Source organism: Salinivibrio socompensis S35, from assembly GCF_000513715.1.
GTDB lineage: Bacteria > Pseudomonadota > Gammaproteobacteria > Enterobacterales > Vibrionaceae > Salinivibrio > Salinivibrio socompensis.
In genome coordinates, this window is the sequence record NZ_AQOD01000014.1 from 1 (window position 1) to 16,432 (window position 16,432).

Consider the following 16,432-nt stretch of genomic DNA (forward strand, 5'->3'; position numbering starts at 1 on the left):
ACTTTCAAGCGAATACAGTCAGAAATCGAAATGTCCTGTCTACCGTCCGGTTAGGTATGGAAGTCCTCAGGCGACCAGACTACGAAATTATAACTCAACACCTCTTAGCTGCGGCTGTGGTTCTAGCCCAGCAGCTCTTAAAAGAGGGCTATGCATTGGCGGATTTATGAGGGGATCTCTCAGGGTTATGTATAACTTTAGAGTCATCCACAGAAACGGTTGATAACTCGGTGAATTACCCATGAACACCCCCGAATTTAGCGTGCGTTTATAAAGTCAATAATTTCTCAGTGATTATTGAATAAATATCACGGATGTGCCAGTGCGTGTTGCCATCTCTTTGTGTTTTTGTCACCGCTAATTGTTACTGATAAATAAGTGCCACTGATAAATAAGTGGCACTGATAAAAAGCCAGCATACCTGAGACAGATAAGCTGGCTTTTTTGTATCTTAAAGGTTGGTGCGCCTAGCTAGGCTAGCGACTCATTAAGTCATGTGTTTTACCGAGAGGGTGAGCTCAAACGTTGCCATGGCCTCGTCGCCATGTAAGCTTGGGCACGTCGCGATAATCGTGACGGTTGATTGATACGTTCACCTGTCTCTATAGCATCGCTAATCATGCCACTGATTTTTTCGCCATCTTGGCAGGTGAAAATGACATCACCCTCTGGACGTTTATGAAAGTCGGCTTGTACCGATTTGAACGCGAGGCTAATCTTCACGCCTCGCTGCTCTGCCATGGCCATCGCAAGAAAGCCGCCTGCTACATCGGCCCCTACCGCCAAAGCACCAAAATACATACTGTTCAAATGATTTTTAGTGCGCCGACCTAGCGGAATTCGCATCGTGACATGCCTATCATCAATGGTCAGGATTTTTGGCCGACACCAGCCTATCATTGGAACTTTTAGGAAGCCGAATAGCGATAGATGTTGATTAGCACGCGCGAGTGGAGACGAGAACATAGACACTCCTTGTTATCTGGTCTTACCTGTCACGCTACCTTGATGTCTATTTATGCGTCAACATTTTGTTAACAAACTTGTGGGATAGTGCTTTCTTTTTTATGGATCGCGTATACTGCCATACCGTTAAAAACGGCTTCTGTATATCGTAGTGTCGGTAGTTTTGATGCAGTGTTTTTACGTGGTGCAGTGTTTTTACGTAAAGTATGATAGCATTCGCCGCCTTAAATGGCGCGTGTGCGCCTGTTGCTTTTGATTTACCTTTGGAGTGATACCTTGCAATTTGACGATTTGGGACTCGATAGACGCTTACTGTCGCTCATTGCCCACCGTGGATTTGAACAGCCAACCGACATTCAACGCCAAGCGATCCCTGTGGTGATGGCAGGGAAAGATCTGCTGGCGTCATCGAAAACAGGCTCAGGAAAAACACTGGCGTTTTTATTGCCAGCGATGCAGCGTGTCTTGCGTTCTAAACCTCTCAGTCGTCGAGATCCGCGAGTGTTGATACTGGCACCGACTCGCGAGTTAGCTAAACAAGTCTATGGGCAGTTGCGGATGCTGACCAGTGGCACGACCCATAAAGCGGCCTTAGTTTTAGGTGGCGAAAACTTCAACGAACAAGCCAAGGTTTTTCGCCAGTATCCAACTTTTGTCGTGGCCACGCCTGGACGTCTTGCCGATCACTTAAAACAGCGGAACGTGTCTTTATCTGGATTAGAAATGTTGATCTTAGATGAAGCGGATCGCATGCTTGATCTTGGCTTTAAAGAACAACTGGATAGTGTTAATGATCACGCCGACCATCGCTTAAGACAGACCCTGATGTTTTCTGCGACGTTAGATCATCAGCAAGTGACTGAAATCGCTGCCGGTATGCTAAAGTCGCCTAAGCGGATCGCGGTTGGTGAAGCGGAAAGATTACACAGCGATATTGAGCAGCATTTTGTGTTGTGTGATCACCTTGATCACAAACAGGCACTGCTCGAGCACTTGATGAACGTTAATGTGCATAAGCAAGTCATGATCTTTACCGCCACACGTTGATACGGAACGGTTAGCAGAACGATTTACTCAAGCTGGTTACAAAGCAATTGCGTTAAGTGGCGAGCTAAACCAAGCGTCACGCAGTCGTATTATGAATGAGTTTGAGCGCGGTTTTCATGAGGTGTTGGTCACGACCGATGTTGCCTCACGTGGGTTAGATTTGTTGAATGTGTCTTTGGTCATTAATTTTGATATGCCAAAACACGCGGAAGAATATGTGCATCGTGTCGGACGGACAGGACGAGCCGGGCATCAAGGCCTGTCTTATTCACTGGTTGGGCCGAAAGACTGGCGAAGCTTTAAAAATATTGAAGGTTTCTTGCAACAAAAGCTTGAATTTACTGCAATAGAAGGTCTCGAGGGTAAATTTAAAGGCTTTAAAGAGAAAAAAAGCCCCTAATAAAAAAGCGCCTAGACCTGCAAAAAGTAACAAAGCACCCGCTAAAAAGCAGCCTAAAGCCCCGAAAAAACGAGATAAGAGTTTTTACAACAATGTGCCTGTCGGTGATGTGCCGTTAGCAAAAAAGAAAACAAAACCTGAATCGTAACCTCATAATACGCCTATCTTTTGTCGTGATTATCCGCTGTACCAGCTGGTGCAGCGGAGCCGACTAGCCTAATAATATTTTATTATCATTCCGCCTTTTCTCAATCAGTTAGCACAGCGCTTTTTACAACAGATCCTTAGCTAAAACTGCGCATTGTCACGTTTAACTTTGTGAGTTGATGAAACTTTATCTGCCAAAGTGTCGTTATTACCAAAAAACACACTTTTCTTTGCGTTAGATCGATTCTATAGCTGATTTTTAACTCATTGATCCGTAGACTATGCGCATCTGTTGACAGGGTCGCATTATTTATACGATTGAGTCACTGACAACATGGGTCTTTGTCTTTTAACCACTAATAAAACTGGGGTGTTGCTGTGGAAACTGCACTGGTCGTTGCTTTTATTACTGCTGCGGCATGGATCGTTCGTCGTGAGCGTGCCGCACAATAATTTGCTGTACAAGTCCTTTTGAACATACGTTTTAGGCAGCAAATAAAAAGCCTTCTCCGTGGGAGAAGGCTTTTCTACATATTCTACATATTCTACATATTCTACATATTCTACATATTCTACATATATACGAAAATGTCAGTTCTGACCGCTTCTATGGTTATGTGTTAGCTATCATAGTAATCCCCGTCAGCAACATCGTGAAAGTCTTCTACCTGACTGGCTGCTTGGAAATCAGCAGCAGGTTTTAGCTTACGTCGCCGCAACAACGCGGCCTGCTCCTCCAAGCGGTGAGCCGTTTCAATGTTACCTTCTTGATAAGCTTCTTGTATTTTTCTCTCAAATTCACCAATACGCTGAGTCATCACCATCGTTATACCCTCCGACAGTTCCCACGCACAATGACGGCGAGCGTCAGACTTGAGCGTTACACCACGCACTAAAGACGCCCACTTTTACAAGAGTGGTACGCCTCTACTTTTTAATTTAGCTTAGATTAAAACTTTCACCAGCGAGAGAAGGTCACACTAGTATGATCACGCTGTAGAAGAGAGCAGGTAACCACAGGCTATTAATACAGGTATCTGACTGAGAAAATCAAGCGGTTTTGCTCTAAACCATTGGCTCGCCAAGTGGCGCCGAGAGATAACGCTTCTGTCGAGTGAAAACGGCCACCAATTTCAACAAGGCTGGTGCTGTCGTCTTGATCAAAAATAATAGATCCTACGTACAGATTCGCCTCAAAAGGCGGTGCGACCCACGCTCGCATGCCAGCACCAACTACCGTCGCAAACTGGCCTGTATCATGCCGTCTATCTCCCGGGCGTTTTAACCATGCGCCTTCAAGCTCACCATACAAATCGACAAAGTCGTTAACAGGCGCATGAAACCGACACCCCCAGAAGTATACCAGTCGCCTTCAAATTGCGTATTCCCTTTGACAACAAAATGTGCCCCCTCGGTAAAGGCAAAGCGTGCTAAACCACCTAGACCACTGGGATTGCCTAATGCATTGACTTGAATATGGTTGTAGTCAAAGTTGGTGGCTTGAGCCGTTGGGATCCAAAGGCATATCGCCAACAGTGCGCTAGTGGTAAGGCGTGTGATCACGTCATGTACTCCTTTTATATTTAACGATCAGTGTAATAGCTTCTGTGTGACGAGTGCAATAACGAGGTTGCGTGTGCATGGGGAATTTATCTTATCGCTCACAGTTATGCTGAATTTTATATTTTATGCTCTGTCAATTTTATAAAAAATTTTGTTTTTTACTTTCTGTAAAAAAATATTTGCACTGGCAAAGGTGTCAGGTTAGCGTAGACAGGTAACGATAAAACGTAAGCCCGCAAACGGCAGTACTAGCGCGTTAAAAAGCACGTTAAACAGAAAAAGCAAACACAGGATAAGCCCATGAGTGTACACCCAACGGATGACGTAAGAATCCAACAAATAAAAGAACTGCTACCGCCTATTGCTGTATTAGAAAAATTCCCTGCGACAGAGGCGGCAGAGCAGACAGTAGTTAACGCTCGCCAAGCGATTCATCGCGTGTTGAATGACGATGATGATCGCTTGATTGTTGTGGTGGGCCCCTGCTCCATTCACGATCCAGATGCAGCGCGAGACTATGCACGAAAACTCAAGCAACTTCGTGAAACCTTGAGTGAGGATCTCGAAATTGTTATGCGGGTCTATTTTGAAAAACCGCGCACAACCGTTGGATGGAAAGGCCTGATTAATGACCCGTATTTAGATAATAGTTTTAAGATCAACGATGGTTTGCGCTTGGGGCGTAAACTGCTACTCGATATTGCCGATACCGGCTTACCCGCGGCGGGGGAGTTTTTAGATATGATTACCCCGCAGTATATGGCGGATTTGATTAGCTGGGGAGCGATAGGGGCACGAACCACAGAATCACAAGTGCATCGAGAGCTGGCATCAGGTCTATCTTGTCCGGTTGGCTTTAAAAACGGAACGGATGGCAATATTAAAATCGCAACCGATGCGATTCGCTCTGCCAGCGCGCCTCATCAATTTCTCTCTGTGACCAAGTATGGCCATTCAGCCATTGTCGCAACTGCCGGTAATGAGGATTGCCATTTGATTTTACGTGGAGGTAAAACGCCGAATTACAGTGCCGGAGATGTGGATCAGATTTGCAGCGCATTGACGAGTGCAGGCTTACGTCAAAAAGTGATGATAGATTTAAGTCATGCAAACAGCAGCAAACAGTATCAAAAACAAAAACAAGTCTGTGAAGATGTTGCGGGCCAGGTTGACGCTGGAAATCAGGCGATTTTCGGTGTCATGATTGAAAGCCACCTGGTCGAAGGTCGACAAGATTTAACTGACGGGCAGTCGCTTACCTATGGTCAAAGCATCACAGATGGCTGCATCGGTTGGGATGATACCGAGAAGGCACTATACCAGTTGGCAGCAGCTGTTCGTGCGCGTCGAGAAAAGACGGCTCTTCTCAGTGCGTCTGCCTAATTCATTTGTTCGTCGCTAAAAAGGTTTGTAGATAAAAAAAGCCCCCAGCGTTTGGGGGGCTAAACTACCAGGGTCAGCGGCTAGCGCTAACTGTGTTTATTTTTGAAAAATCGCTTGGAATTCGCGTTTCAAGCCTGGCTTTAAACGCGCTTGTTTAAGCTGTTTAGACAAATCCTTGACGCAAGAGCTGAGCACATCGTTAAGCACTTGGCTTTGTAGTTTTCTCTCGCCTCGTCGGACATATCACTTAAGTCGACTTTCTCGAGCTCGCTTAGCGCATCTATTCCGGCATAACTTTGGCTAATGGCTACCAAAGCATGGAATTGATCGTAATTATCTAGGACATTTTGTGCACTCAGGGGTAATTTTTCCCACGCCTCTCGTACACTAGGTCCTGCCGCATCATGAACAGAGGCAATCATGGTGTACATTGCTTCTGGTGCTTGTTCATAGCGGATCACGCACTGTAGTTCGGGTGAAAAGCTTTCAATACTTACCTGGGTTGCGTTGGCATCGGTATCAGACATACACCGATTCTCCTTATGATTTTTTGGATGAGGAAGCGCGCGTTTTATGATCGGCGTGGTGCGTATCAGGATCTTTTTTGGTCTCTGTACGGCTTTGTTCAGACAGAGGAACGACCGTATCCGTCAACAAGGTCGCTCGGTTTTCACCGGCAAGCAGGCCGCCTTTTTCAATGGTTAACTGTTCGGTGTTGAGCACACCTTTCATTTTCCCTTGTGAGAGAATATCGATAGCATCTGCATCACACTGGCCTTCGACTAACCCATTGATGGTGATGTGTTTAGCGTGAACGGTACCGCGAAAATGGCCTGAGGCAGAAATAACAACAGCATTGGCTTGAGTAATGTTGCCCTCTCCAAACCCATCAATTTGAATGTCACCTTCAAGGTCGATATCACCCACTACCTTGCAGTTTTTCGCAATGATAGAGACTCCATGATTTGGATGAGGTTTTGAACTAAACAGGCCCATGTTGTGCGCTCCACATACTTCATTTGCCTAAAGTATATCATTAGCGCCGCTAATATGGGGGAGGATTGGCAAACAAGTGGACGATTAAGGTGTGATCTTGCTACCAATATTGGGGGTTGCTGGGGGTTAGCGTATGACCGACAGCGAGGGCCGTGATTGCTTGCATAGCCGTCAGTTGATATAAAGCGAGTCATTTAGCCGAATTGGGACATCAACTATGTCTATAGAACTCTCCCCTTACCAACAGCGTATTATTGGCTGTTTGCTTGAAAAAGAAGTCACGACTCCGGACCACTATCCGCTTACTTTAAACGCATTGACTACCGCAGTGAATCAGAAAAGCAATCGTGACCCTGTTTACGACATGTCGGACTCAGACGTACTGGATGTCATCCATCAGTTGGAAGAAGCAAGGCTTGTGAGCCACAAGAGGGGAACGGAAACCGCGTGACAAAATACCAGCATCGGTTCTGTAATACGCCGTTTGGTGACTTGACGTTTAGCGAACAGCAAAAAGCCTTATTTGTGTGCTGTTACTGCGTGGTGCGCAAACATCTGGAGAGCTAAGAACTCGGACCCAACGTCTATGCACATTTAATGATATGGCGGACGTAGAGGCAACACTGACAAGCATGGTTGAGCAGCAATGGGTGCAAAAGTTACCTCGTGAAGCGGGTAAGCGAGAATCACGGTACAGACACGTATTCACCGATGTGTCTATCGATTCGAACACCTACCAAGGTGATGAGCCAGAAGAAGATCGCGCGTCTGACAACCTATCGCTATCTCAGCGTGTGACGGCACTTGAGCAAGAGGTCGCGGAGCTGCGTCAAATGCTAGATACGGTGTTGGGGCAGTAGTTCAATATGAATACGCCTTGGTTTGTGTATTTGATTCGAACGCGCCAAGGCCACTTGTATTGTGGTGTGACGACCAACGTATCCCGTCGTTTCGCGCAGCATAGAGCCGGAAAAGGCGCGCGCGCATTGCGTGGTAAAGGCCCATTATCACTGGCATGGCAGTCTGAACCGATGGAAAAACGGGCCGCGATGCAACGCGAATGGGAAATTAAGCAGTGGCCTAAGGCACGCAAAGAAGCGTTATGCTTTCAGCAATAGCGCGTCGCTTTGATTCTCTTAAATTGTACAAATAAAAAAATTTGTACAATCTTGATCAATCCTCTACCTTTAGTTGTACAAGACAATATAAATGTACAAGTGTGACGCAAGTTGCACAGTGAGTGTAGAGGTGAGGCATGTCGTTTCCAGTGGGTGTAAGCGCCTGTGTGATCGGTGAGAAAGTGCGCTTTGATAGTGGTCACAAGCGCAGCGCATTCGTGACCAAAGAGTTAAGTCCATACGTGGATTTCGTGCCCGTGTGCCCCGAAGTGGGAATCGGCCTTCCCGTTCCCCGTCCGGCGATTAGGCTCGTCGATAAAGGCGATCTCTCGGTGAAACTCGTTCAGACCAAGGATCCAGAGAAAGATTACACGGACAAAATGGTCGCGTTCAGTGAGCGTAAAGTAGAAGAGCTCAAACACAAAGCACTCCGCGGATACATCGTCTGCGCCAAATCGCCGACCTGTGGCATGGAGCGGGTGAAAGTGTATCGTGAGAATGGCTATGCCTCTGATATTTCTGGGGTTGGCCTGTACACGCAAGAATTGATGGCGCAGATGCCTTGGCTGCCAGTGGAAGAAGACGGCCGACTCAACGATCCTATCTTAAAAGAGAATTTCGTATTCCGGTTGTTCGCGCTGGATGACCTCTATAAAAGTGTTGAAGAGGGCATCACCAAAAAAGCGCTGGTTGATTTTCACTCACGATACAAGCTGGTGTTGATGGCTCACTCGCCCGAACATTATCGCGAGCTAGGGCGTTTTATGGCGAACATTGGGCATTATGATAGTGAGACATTCTTTGAACAGTATCGGACTGCCTTCATGCAGGCGATTGCCATTCGTGCTACCCGTAAAAAGCACACCAATGTGCTGATGCATTTGCAAGGCTACTTTAAAAATAATCTCGACAAAGGCCAAAAAGCCGAGCTGGCGAATCTCATCCACGCTTATCGTCAAGGCACCATGCCATTACTGGCGCCTTTGACCTTAATTTCACATCATTTACATAATCACCCTGATGACTATTTAGCGAATCAAGCCTATCTCAAGCCATATCCCGATGCATTGAGGTTACGTTATGGCTTGTGAGACATCACGCACACTTACCATCAGCCAGGTCGCAGAGAAAACGGGCGTTAACCCAGTCACTTTGCGCGCTTGGCAACGTCGTTATGGCTTATTGTCGCCGGCGAGAACCACAAAAGGTCACCGTTTATACAGCGACGATGACGTGGACACGATCACCCGAATTCTCCAGTGGCTGGACAAAGGTGTCTCGATCAGCAAGGTTAAACCCTTGTTAGTGCAAACACCCGCGACGGTTGACGTTGAAGACAACGGTGTCGCTCGGGAGTTAATCGAGTGTATCCATACGTTCTCGGTGAAACGCCTAAAACAGACCTTGGAGCAAATCTTTAAAGAGTATCCCTTTTATTGGTTAGCTGAGCATGTCATGACGCCGGTTGATCAGTGGCTTAGTCATCATGACGGGGCGGTTAGTATGCTACAGCGTGATCTCTGGCAAACCACGGTGATTGAACAGTGTCGGTCCGTGATCACGGCAAATGCCAAGCGAAACACGCGATCAAGGTGTTGGTTGGTTTCTCTTAACCCTACCAGTGAATACCAACGCGTCTTGATGGCGGTGGCACTTTACGAAAAAGGTTACAACGTCACTACGCTATCACAGCCGCATAGCCAGTTAAGTTTAATCTTAAAAGTCATGCGTGAGCAGCAGGTTAATACACTGGCCGTGATGGCAAACCACCGACTCGACCGCACACAGCTCAATCAACTCCGTCTTTGTCTGTCGCAAAATGAGATTGAGGTAGTGAGCCAAGCATTTATTTACTCCGTACACGGTGACGAGCTTAAGGATCTTAGGGAGAACAATACGTTATGCATCTAGTTTGGTTTCGACGCGATTTACGCGTATTAGACAACCTAGCGTTAAGTGCGGCGAGTGCGTCATCTAGCCCTGTGGTGGGGCTGTTTATCGAAACGCCGCAGCAGTGGTCTGAGCATCATCTCGCGCCAAAGCAAGCCGGACTGATCAAAGCACGGCTTGAGGCACTACGCGAGGAACTCACCGCGCTCAATATCCCATTAGTCGTTGAGCGAGCGGACGATTATTCTGAAGCCGCGCGTAAAGTGGCAGAGTGCGCCACGCAAATTCAGGCACAAGCGGTATTCGCGAATCATGAATACGAGCTCAATGAAACCAAACGTGACAATAAAGTGCAGGCTGATTTAGAGGCGAAAGGGATCGCTTGGCACACCTATGCGGATCGCAATTTGTTCGCGCCTGGAACGATAAAATCCGGAAAAGGGGAGGCTTACAAAGTATTTACCCCGTTTAAGAAAGCCTGTTTACGCGCACTCGATAACTTGGACTTATCACCCCGTAAAGCGCCTTCTGTGCGAGAAGCGACGTCTGTGGTGAGCGACATTTTCTCTCAACTCACTCCCATTGACTTTGCCTACCCAACCGAAAATGTCTCAGCGTGGGCGGCCGATGAAAAAGGGATCCTTGATGGCTTGCGCGAATATTGCCGTGAGCGAGCGGCAGACTACAAAAAGCAACGTGACTTTCCTGCGATTGATGGCACCAGCCAGCTTTCTCCTTATCTCGCGATCGGCGCCTTGTCACCACGACAATGTCTAGCCCGACTCCAAGCGGAAAATGGCGATTGGCGAGAGCCAGACACCGGTGCTGCCACCTGGTTATCTGAACTGATTTGGCGCGATTTTTACCAAGAAGTGAGTGCGCAGAACCCCGCTATCAGTAAACGGCAGTGTTTCTTGGGATGGGGAGAGTCGGTGGTTTGGGAAAACGACCCGGCGTTATTTGAGGCGTGGAAGAGCGGACAAACGGGCTTTCCGATTGTGGATGCGGCGATGCAGCAACTGAATCAAACCGGTTGGATGCATAACCGCTTACGAATGATCGTAGCGAGCTTTCTAACCAAAGACTTACTGATCGATTGGCGCTGGGGCGAAGATTATTTTATGTCCAAACTGATTGATGGTGACTTTGCGTCTAACAATGGTGGTTGGCAGTGGTCGGCGTCTGTCGGCACCGATGCTCAGCCTTATTTCCGGATTTTTAACCCCACGACACAAGGGGAGCGGTTTGACAGCGATGGGCGTTTTATCCGCCGTTGGATTCCGGCCTTAAAACCGGTGCCTGGCAAGAATGCTCACCAGCCATGGACATGGGCAGAGAAGTATGCGCAATCCCTCGACTATCCACGGCCTGTGGTTGATCACGCTAAACAAAGAAAGAAAGCGTTAGCCTTGTTTGAAGCTGCTAAAAACCAGCCTCAGGAAGGCGTTTTAATGGCACAGCATGAAACACAAGCTGGGGTGACGCAATTTGTGTCTACTTATAAGGCATTGAACAAAAGCAATTTATCGTCACTAGCATCGATTTATCATCCCGAGATCGTGTTTCTTGACCCGGCACATAAAATTGTCGGGCTTGGCGCCTTCATTCAGTATTTTACCGTCCTGTATGAGAACGTTAGTGCGTGCCAATTTGATATCCACCACACCGCGGTCGAAGGCGATGATGCATTTGTCACCTGGACAATGACACTCTCGCACCCAAAATTAGAAAAGGGCAAATCACGTCAGGTACAAGGTTGCTCTCACTTGCGCTTTAGCGAGGGAAAAATTGTTGGTCACCGTGACTATTTTGATATGGGCGAAATGCTGTACGAAGCATTACCTGTGGTCGGACGCTTACTGAAACATATTAAGACGAGGTTAGGACAATGAAACACGTAGTGATCACCGGAGCGACCTCAGGCATTGGCGAGCAGTTAGCTCGAGATTATGCGCGACAAGGCTGGCAAGTCACCGCCTGTGGGCGCAACCAAGACAAACTGGCTGCACTGGCGAATGATCATGCCTCGCTCACTCCCTTGGCGTTTGACGCGACCGATAGTGACCAAACACATCAGGCATTAGGCAGCCTCAGTATGGCGCCAGATTTGATCATTTTGAACGCGGGAACCTGCGAATATCTCGATCAGGGTCGGATTGATGTGTCGTTGTTTAAGCGGGTGTTTGATATCAATGTGTTTGGTGTGCTCAATTGTATTGAAGCGTTACAAGCAGGTTTTAACGATACGACCCATCTTGCTATCGTTGGTTCCTCTGCCAGTTACATGCCACTGCCCCGAGCGGAAGCGTATGGTGCATCCAAAGCGGCGATCAGCTATATCGCTAATACGTTATCCGCCGATCTTGCTCAGCAAGGAGTGACAGTGTCACTTGTCTCTCCTGGTTTCGTGGAAACTCCGCTCACGGACAAAAATGACTTTGCCATGCCGATGCGTGTCAGTGTGAAACAAGCGTCGGCGGCGATCCAATCTGGATTAGCCAAAGGCAAGACGGAAGTGCATTTCCCAAGAAAATTTACGTTTATTCTCAAATTTTTAGCGCTACTGCCCATGTCTTGGCAGATAGCCCTTGCTCGACGTATGACAAGGAAATAAATCATGAAAATTGCCATTATTGGCTCGGGCATTGCCGGATTAACTTGCGCTCATTATCTCAACAAGCAACACAATATTCAGTTGTTTGAGGCAAATGATTACCTTGGCGGTCACACTGCGACCGTGGATGTTGAGGTCGACAGTGGACAATACGCGATTGATACCGGCTTTATCGTCTTTAATGACAGAACCTATCCGAATTATGAACGCTTGCTCAATGAAATCGGGGTTGGGCGTCAGCCTTCACAAATGAGTTTTAGTGTGCGCAACGATGCGAACGGCCTAGAATATAACGGTCACAGCCTATCGTCGTTATTCGCACAAAAGCGCAATATTCTTAATGTACGTTTTTACCGCTTTTTAGCTGAGATCATGCGTTTTAATCGCCTCGCCCGCGACGCGTACGCAGCGAAAGATAACGCGCCGTCTTCATCATTGAATACCTTAGGGGATTTCCTTAACCAACATGGGTTCAGTGATTATTTTTGCCAAAACTATATTTTACCCATGGGCGCGGCCATTTGGTCGTCAACGCTGTCGGATATGCGTGGTTTTCCATTAGCCTTCTTCCTACGGTTTTTCCAAAATCATGGTTTGTTAGATGTGATCAATCGACCGCAGTGGTATGTGATCCCAGGTGGCTCACGCGAATATGTGGAAAAGCTGACGCCAGCCTTTGCCGATAACATTCACCTAAATACGCCGGTTAAACAGGTTCGACGTGATCAAGGTGCGGTCTATGTCACCACGGATAAAGGCGAGCACGTGTTTGATCAGGTGGTGTTCGCGTGTCACAGCGATCAAGCGCTCGCGATGCTGGCCGATCCCAGTGACGCGGAGCGACAAGTCCTCGGCGCTATTCCGTATCAAGATAATGACGTGGTGCTACATACAGACACAGCCCTGTTGCCCAAGCGACAAGGCGCGTGGGCGAGCTGGAATTATCATTTGCCTCTGTCTACAGAAAGAGACACCGATCCAGCTGCTTTGACCTACAATATGAATATACTGCAATCAATTCAGTCGCCTGAGACGTTCTGTGTGACGCTCAATCAGACTGACAAAATCGATCCGAGTAAAATCTTGCGTCGTTTCGTCTATGCGCATCCGGTCTTTAATACCGAGAGCGTCGCGGCGCAACAACAACGTCATCAGATTAATGGCCAACAACAAAGCTGGTTCTGTGGTGCGTATTGGTACAACGGTTTCCATGAAGACGGTGTAAGAAGTGCACTCGACGTGGTGGAGGGGATTAATTCGTGAGTGAGTCGGTTGTACCATTGAATAGCGGCTTGTATGTCGGGCAAGTCCGACATCGGCGCTATACACCGATAAAGCATATGTTCAGTTATCCTGTTTTCATGCCTTTGATTGATTTAGACGAACTCGCATTACTGTCGTCACAAGTCACGGGATTTCGTCTTGGTAAATGGGGCTGGGCGGCTTTTGATTATCGAGATTACTTAGATGGGCGAGAAGACACTAAAACAGCGTGTCTCGACAAGGTGCATGCTCTCACCGGAGAGCGCATCGAAGGCAAAGTTTATGCACTGTGTCAGCTGCGTTATCTCGGCGTGTATTTCAGCCCGGCGAATTTTTATTACGTCTATGACCAAGACAATAACTGGCGCTATGTGCTTGCCGAAGTCAGCAATACCCCGTGGGGAGAGCGCTTTTATTACGCGGTCCCCGCCGGTAAGCGCTGGGAGAATGATAAAGCGTTTCATGTCTCACCGTTCAACCCTATAGAACAACGCTATTATTGGCGCCTTCGCCCACTCGGCGAGCGGGTGCATTTGCACCTTGAAGCACACAGAGAGATCAAGGAGTTCGATGCCACGCTCGGGCTTCAACGGCGGCCTTTTACCTCAAAGACATTGGGCAAATTATTGATCCGGACACCGATAGAAACAGTAAAAGTTCTCATTGGTATTTATTGGCAAGCGCTCAAACTTTGGATAAAGGGCGCACCGTTTTATCCGCACCCGGGTGCGAAGAAGGAGTAATTATGTCTGTAACGGACGTACCTCAAAGTCAACGCACATTGACGCGTAAAGAGCATTACGCGAAGCAGTTGGTTTACACGTTAATGGCACACGTCAAAGATGCCTGCATCTCGCTGGTTGATGAGCAGGGTCAGACCTTGCAGTGTGGTGACCCTCAGGCACAATTACACGCATCAGTCTTGGTCCATGATCCGCGTTTTTACACACGTATTTTGACTGGGGGCAGTATTGCCGCGGCTGAAGCATATATCGACGGCTGGTGGGAGTCGCCCAGTTTAACCGATGTGGTCCGAGTTTTTGCTCGCAATTTGCCTGCGATTGATCGAATTGAAAAGCACACGGGCTGGTTGGTGAGCCTCGGTCATAAACTGGCACACTGGCGCAATCGTAACGAGAAAGATACGGCACGTCGAAATATCGCGGCGCATTATGATCTCGGTAACGATCTTTATCGTCATTTTCTCGATGACAACATGCTCTATTCCAGCGGAATTTATCCGGAAAGTGGCGCATCATTAGAAACGGCACAAATTGAAAAGATGGATCGTCTCTGCCGGCAACTGTCGCTGACGCCTGATGACCATTTGATCGAAATCGGCACCGGTTGGGGAGGGATGGCGATTTATGCGGCAAAGCATTACGGTTGTCGCGTTACCACAACCACGATTTCGGAAGAGCAACATGCGTGGGCACAAGCGTGCATTGAGCGAGAAGGGCTAGACAATAAGATCACGCTGCTCAAAGAAGATTACCGCGATCTTACCGGTGAGTATGACAAATTGGTGTCGATAGAGATGATTGAAGCGGTAGGGAAAGAGTACTTAGATACCTTTGTCCGACAGTGTCAGTCATTACTCAAACCAAATGGTTTGATGGCGATTCAAGCGATCACCATTGCCGATCAGCGTTATGACCACTACAGCAGCAATGTCGACTTTATTCAAAAGCACATCTTCCCGGGGGGCTTCTTGCCCTCGGTGAATGTTTTACTTGACCACTTCACCACCCAAACAGATTTTGTAATGCGGGATTTAAAAGACATTGGTTTGGATTACGCGCAAACATTAGCGGATTGGCACGCACGTTTTAATCAACAAGCAGAGACCTTGCGTGAATACGGATACGACGATCGTTTTGCGCGCCTATGGCGTTATTATTTTTGCTATTGCGAAGGGGGATTTAAAGAGCGAACCATCAGCGTGCAACTGTTGCTCAGCCGGCCGGCTTGGCGAGAGGCCTAAATAATGCGCTTTGTGTTGATCTCTTTATTGTTCAACGTGTACTGGTTCTCGGCGGCTATTGGGCCACCGAGTTTACAATGGTTAATGGTTGCTATGTTACTGGCTGCGATTGCGTATGATCGCAGCGTGATCTGGGGGATCTTGGTGCTAGCACCGGTAGGCCTGATCGGCGACAGTGCGTTGCTGTACACTCAGTGGATAAACGTTAACACTGGCTCCGTTACTATGCCCGCCTGGCTTGTTTTACTGTGGTTGGGTTTCTGTGCATTTGCATGGTTAATGCGCGAATTAGTGCTTGCACGCCCAACTTGGTTCATCTCGGTGATTGGGAGCTTAGGCGGCGCCAGTAGTTATCTGGCAGGAGAGCGACTCGACGCCTTATCGTTCCCTCAGTCTTTTTGGGTAACGGGCGTGGTTTTACTCGGCGTGTGGGCGATTTATAGTGCAATATTCGTTACCTTAATGCGCTGGCTACAACACAAAGTAGAGGCGCAAATAGCGGCAACAAGGGGACAGCAATGACAAGATGGAAGGCCCTCATCGCCTGTGCTTTCTTCAACATGGCAACGTCTGTGCAGGCCGAAACACCCTCTCCCGACGTCTCGATGGCTTGGCAGCAATGGCCAGAAGTGGGTGAAGCGACCTTAACGTGGGGCTGGTGGACTATCTATCAGTCGTCATTACGCGCACCGTCAGGCCGCTATCAGGCACAATCACCACATGCGCTCGTGATCACCTATGCCCGAGATATTAGCGACGAGCGTTTGATGAAAGCGACAAACGATCAATGGGCGCATTTGGGTTTTTCTGCTGCGCAGCGTGAACGCTGGCAGACTGAGCTTGGTGATGCGTGGCCCGATATAATAGAGGGCGATCGTCTCGCGTTTGTTCGTCAAAAAGATAACGGTGTGTTTCATTACCAACAAGGAAAGATTGGCGTACCACCTTGGTTGTCGACGAAGCTGAACTGGCCGATGCCTTTTTGGCTATCTGGCTGTCAGACAACACAGATTTTCCCGATCACCGGGGCGCATTATTAGGAGAAACACCATGATAAAGTG

At 47.9% G+C, this 16,432-nt stretch carries 15 protein-coding genes and 6 pseudogenes; 15 read left to right on the top strand and 6 right to left on the bottom strand.

Annotated elements, in window-relative coordinates:
- Positions 1-170, top strand: a pseudogene (locus DZ54_RS25725) (IS4 family transposase); the annotation flags it as partial.
- Positions 171-487: 317 nt separating this feature from the next.
- Here DZ54_RS25725 and DZ54_RS18220 read toward each other — a convergent pair.
- A pseudogene (locus DZ54_RS18220) lies at positions 488-966 on the bottom strand (PaaI family thioesterase).
- Positions 967-1,242: 276 nt separating this feature from the next.
- Here DZ54_RS18220 and DZ54_RS18225 point away from each other — a divergent pair.
- Positions 1,243-2,561, top strand: a pseudogene (locus DZ54_RS18225) (DEAD/DEAH box helicase).
- 619 nt (positions 2,562-3,180) lie between these two features.
- Here the strand turns inward: DZ54_RS18225 and DZ54_RS0101950 are convergent.
- The 3 genes from DZ54_RS0101950 to DZ54_RS25735 form a co-directional block, all read right to left on the bottom strand.
- Positions 3,181-3,378, bottom strand: coding sequence for a hypothetical protein (locus tag DZ54_RS0101950; protein WP_128080431.1), 198 nt, complete (start codon positions 3,376-3,378; stop codon positions 3,181-3,183).
- A 206-nt stretch (positions 3,379-3,584) separates the two neighbouring features.
- Complete coding sequence (locus DZ54_RS25730) at positions 3,585-3,782, bottom strand: hypothetical protein (RefSeq protein ID WP_240473889.1); 198 nt, start codon at positions 3,780-3,782, stop codon at positions 3,585-3,587.
- A 59-nt stretch (positions 3,783-3,841) separates the two neighbouring features.
- Positions 3,842-4,123, bottom strand: coding sequence for a hypothetical protein (locus tag DZ54_RS25735; protein WP_240473890.1), 282 nt, complete (start codon positions 4,121-4,123; stop codon positions 3,842-3,844).
- 300 nt (positions 4,124-4,423) lie between these two features.
- Between DZ54_RS25735 and aroG the strand changes: the two genes are divergently transcribed.
- Positions 4,424-5,506: a 3-deoxy-7-phosphoheptulonate synthase AroG gene (aroG, locus tag DZ54_RS0101960; protein WP_025672920.1), complete on the top strand. Its 1,083-nt coding sequence runs from the start codon at positions 4,424-4,426 to the stop codon at positions 5,504-5,506.
- A 96-nt stretch (positions 5,507-5,602) separates the two neighbouring features.
- Here aroG and DZ54_RS18235 read toward each other — a convergent pair.
- A pseudogene (locus DZ54_RS18235) lies at positions 5,603-6,033 on the bottom strand (DUF3069 domain-containing protein).
- Positions 6,034-6,046: 13 nt separating this feature from the next.
- Positions 6,047-6,502, bottom strand: a complete 456-nt coding sequence (locus tag DZ54_RS0101970; RefSeq protein ID WP_025672921.1) for a bactofilin family protein — start codon at positions 6,500-6,502, stop codon at positions 6,047-6,049.
- Between the two features lie 217 nt (positions 6,503-6,719).
- Between DZ54_RS0101970 and DZ54_RS18240 the strand changes: the two are divergent.
- The 12 genes and pseudogenes from DZ54_RS18240 (at position 6,720) to DZ54_RS18265 (ending at position 16,411) form a co-directional block, all read left to right on the top strand.
- Positions 6,720-7,362 (top strand): annotated as a pseudogene (locus tag DZ54_RS18240) (YceH family protein).
- Positions 7,363-7,368: 6 nt separating this feature from the next.
- Positions 7,369-7,620 carry a GIY-YIG nuclease family protein gene (locus DZ54_RS18245; RefSeq protein WP_037353325.1) on the top strand — a complete coding sequence of 84 codons (252 nt, stop codon included), beginning with the start codon at positions 7,369-7,371 and terminating at the stop codon, positions 7,618-7,620.
- A 137-nt stretch (positions 7,621-7,757) separates the two neighbouring features.
- Complete coding sequence (locus DZ54_RS0101985; protein ID WP_025672922.1) at positions 7,758-8,711, top strand: YbgA family protein; 954 nt, start codon at positions 7,758-7,760, stop codon at positions 8,709-8,711.
- Positions 8,701-9,531, top strand: a complete 831-nt coding sequence (locus tag DZ54_RS18250; protein WP_025672923.1) for a MerR family transcriptional regulator — start codon at positions 8,701-8,703, stop codon at positions 9,529-9,531. The genes DZ54_RS0101985 and DZ54_RS18250 overlap by 11 nt, the downstream gene beginning before the upstream one ends.
- Positions 9,522-10,937 (top strand): annotated as a pseudogene (phrB, locus tag DZ54_RS18255) (deoxyribodipyrimidine photo-lyase); the annotation flags it as partial. The gene DZ54_RS18250 and the pseudogene phrB, both read left to right, overlap by 10 nt.
- 24 nt (positions 10,938-10,961) lie before the next feature.
- On the top strand, positions 10,962-11,402 hold the full coding sequence (locus DZ54_RS25415; RefSeq protein ID WP_205619355.1) for a nuclear transport factor 2 family protein: 441 nt from the start codon (positions 10,962-10,964) through the stop codon (positions 11,400-11,402).
- Complete coding sequence (locus DZ54_RS0102000) at positions 11,399-12,124, top strand: SDR family NAD(P)-dependent oxidoreductase (RefSeq protein WP_025672925.1); 726 nt, start codon at positions 11,399-11,401, stop codon at positions 12,122-12,124. The genes DZ54_RS25415 and DZ54_RS0102000 overlap by 4 nt, the downstream gene beginning before the upstream one ends.
- Before the next feature lie 3 nt (positions 12,125-12,127).
- Entirely contained in the window at positions 12,128-13,387 is a 1,260-nt protein-coding gene (locus DZ54_RS18260) for an NAD(P)/FAD-dependent oxidoreductase (protein WP_037353328.1), read from the top strand.
- On the top strand, positions 13,384-14,130 hold the full coding sequence (locus DZ54_RS0102010; RefSeq protein WP_037353331.1) for a DUF1365 domain-containing protein: 747 nt from the start codon (positions 13,384-13,386) through the stop codon (positions 14,128-14,130). The genes DZ54_RS18260 and DZ54_RS0102010 overlap by 4 nt, the downstream gene beginning before the upstream one ends.
- A gap of 2 nt (positions 14,131-14,132) precedes the next feature.
- Positions 14,133-15,371 (top strand): SAM-dependent methyltransferase, encoded by a 1,239-nt coding sequence (locus tag DZ54_RS0102015; protein ID WP_025672927.1) that lies wholly within the window; start codon positions 14,133-14,135, stop codon positions 15,369-15,371.
- A gap of 3 nt (positions 15,372-15,374) precedes the next feature.
- Positions 15,375-15,893, top strand: a complete 519-nt coding sequence (locus tag DZ54_RS0102020; protein WP_025672928.1) for a DUF2878 domain-containing protein — start codon at positions 15,375-15,377, stop codon at positions 15,891-15,893.
- Positions 15,890-16,411: a hypothetical protein gene (locus DZ54_RS18265; protein ID WP_128080432.1), complete on the top strand. Its 522-nt coding sequence runs from the start codon at positions 15,890-15,892 to the stop codon at positions 16,409-16,411. The genes DZ54_RS0102020 and DZ54_RS18265 overlap by 4 nt, the downstream gene beginning before the upstream one ends.
- Positions 16,412-16,432 lie beyond the last annotated feature (21 nt).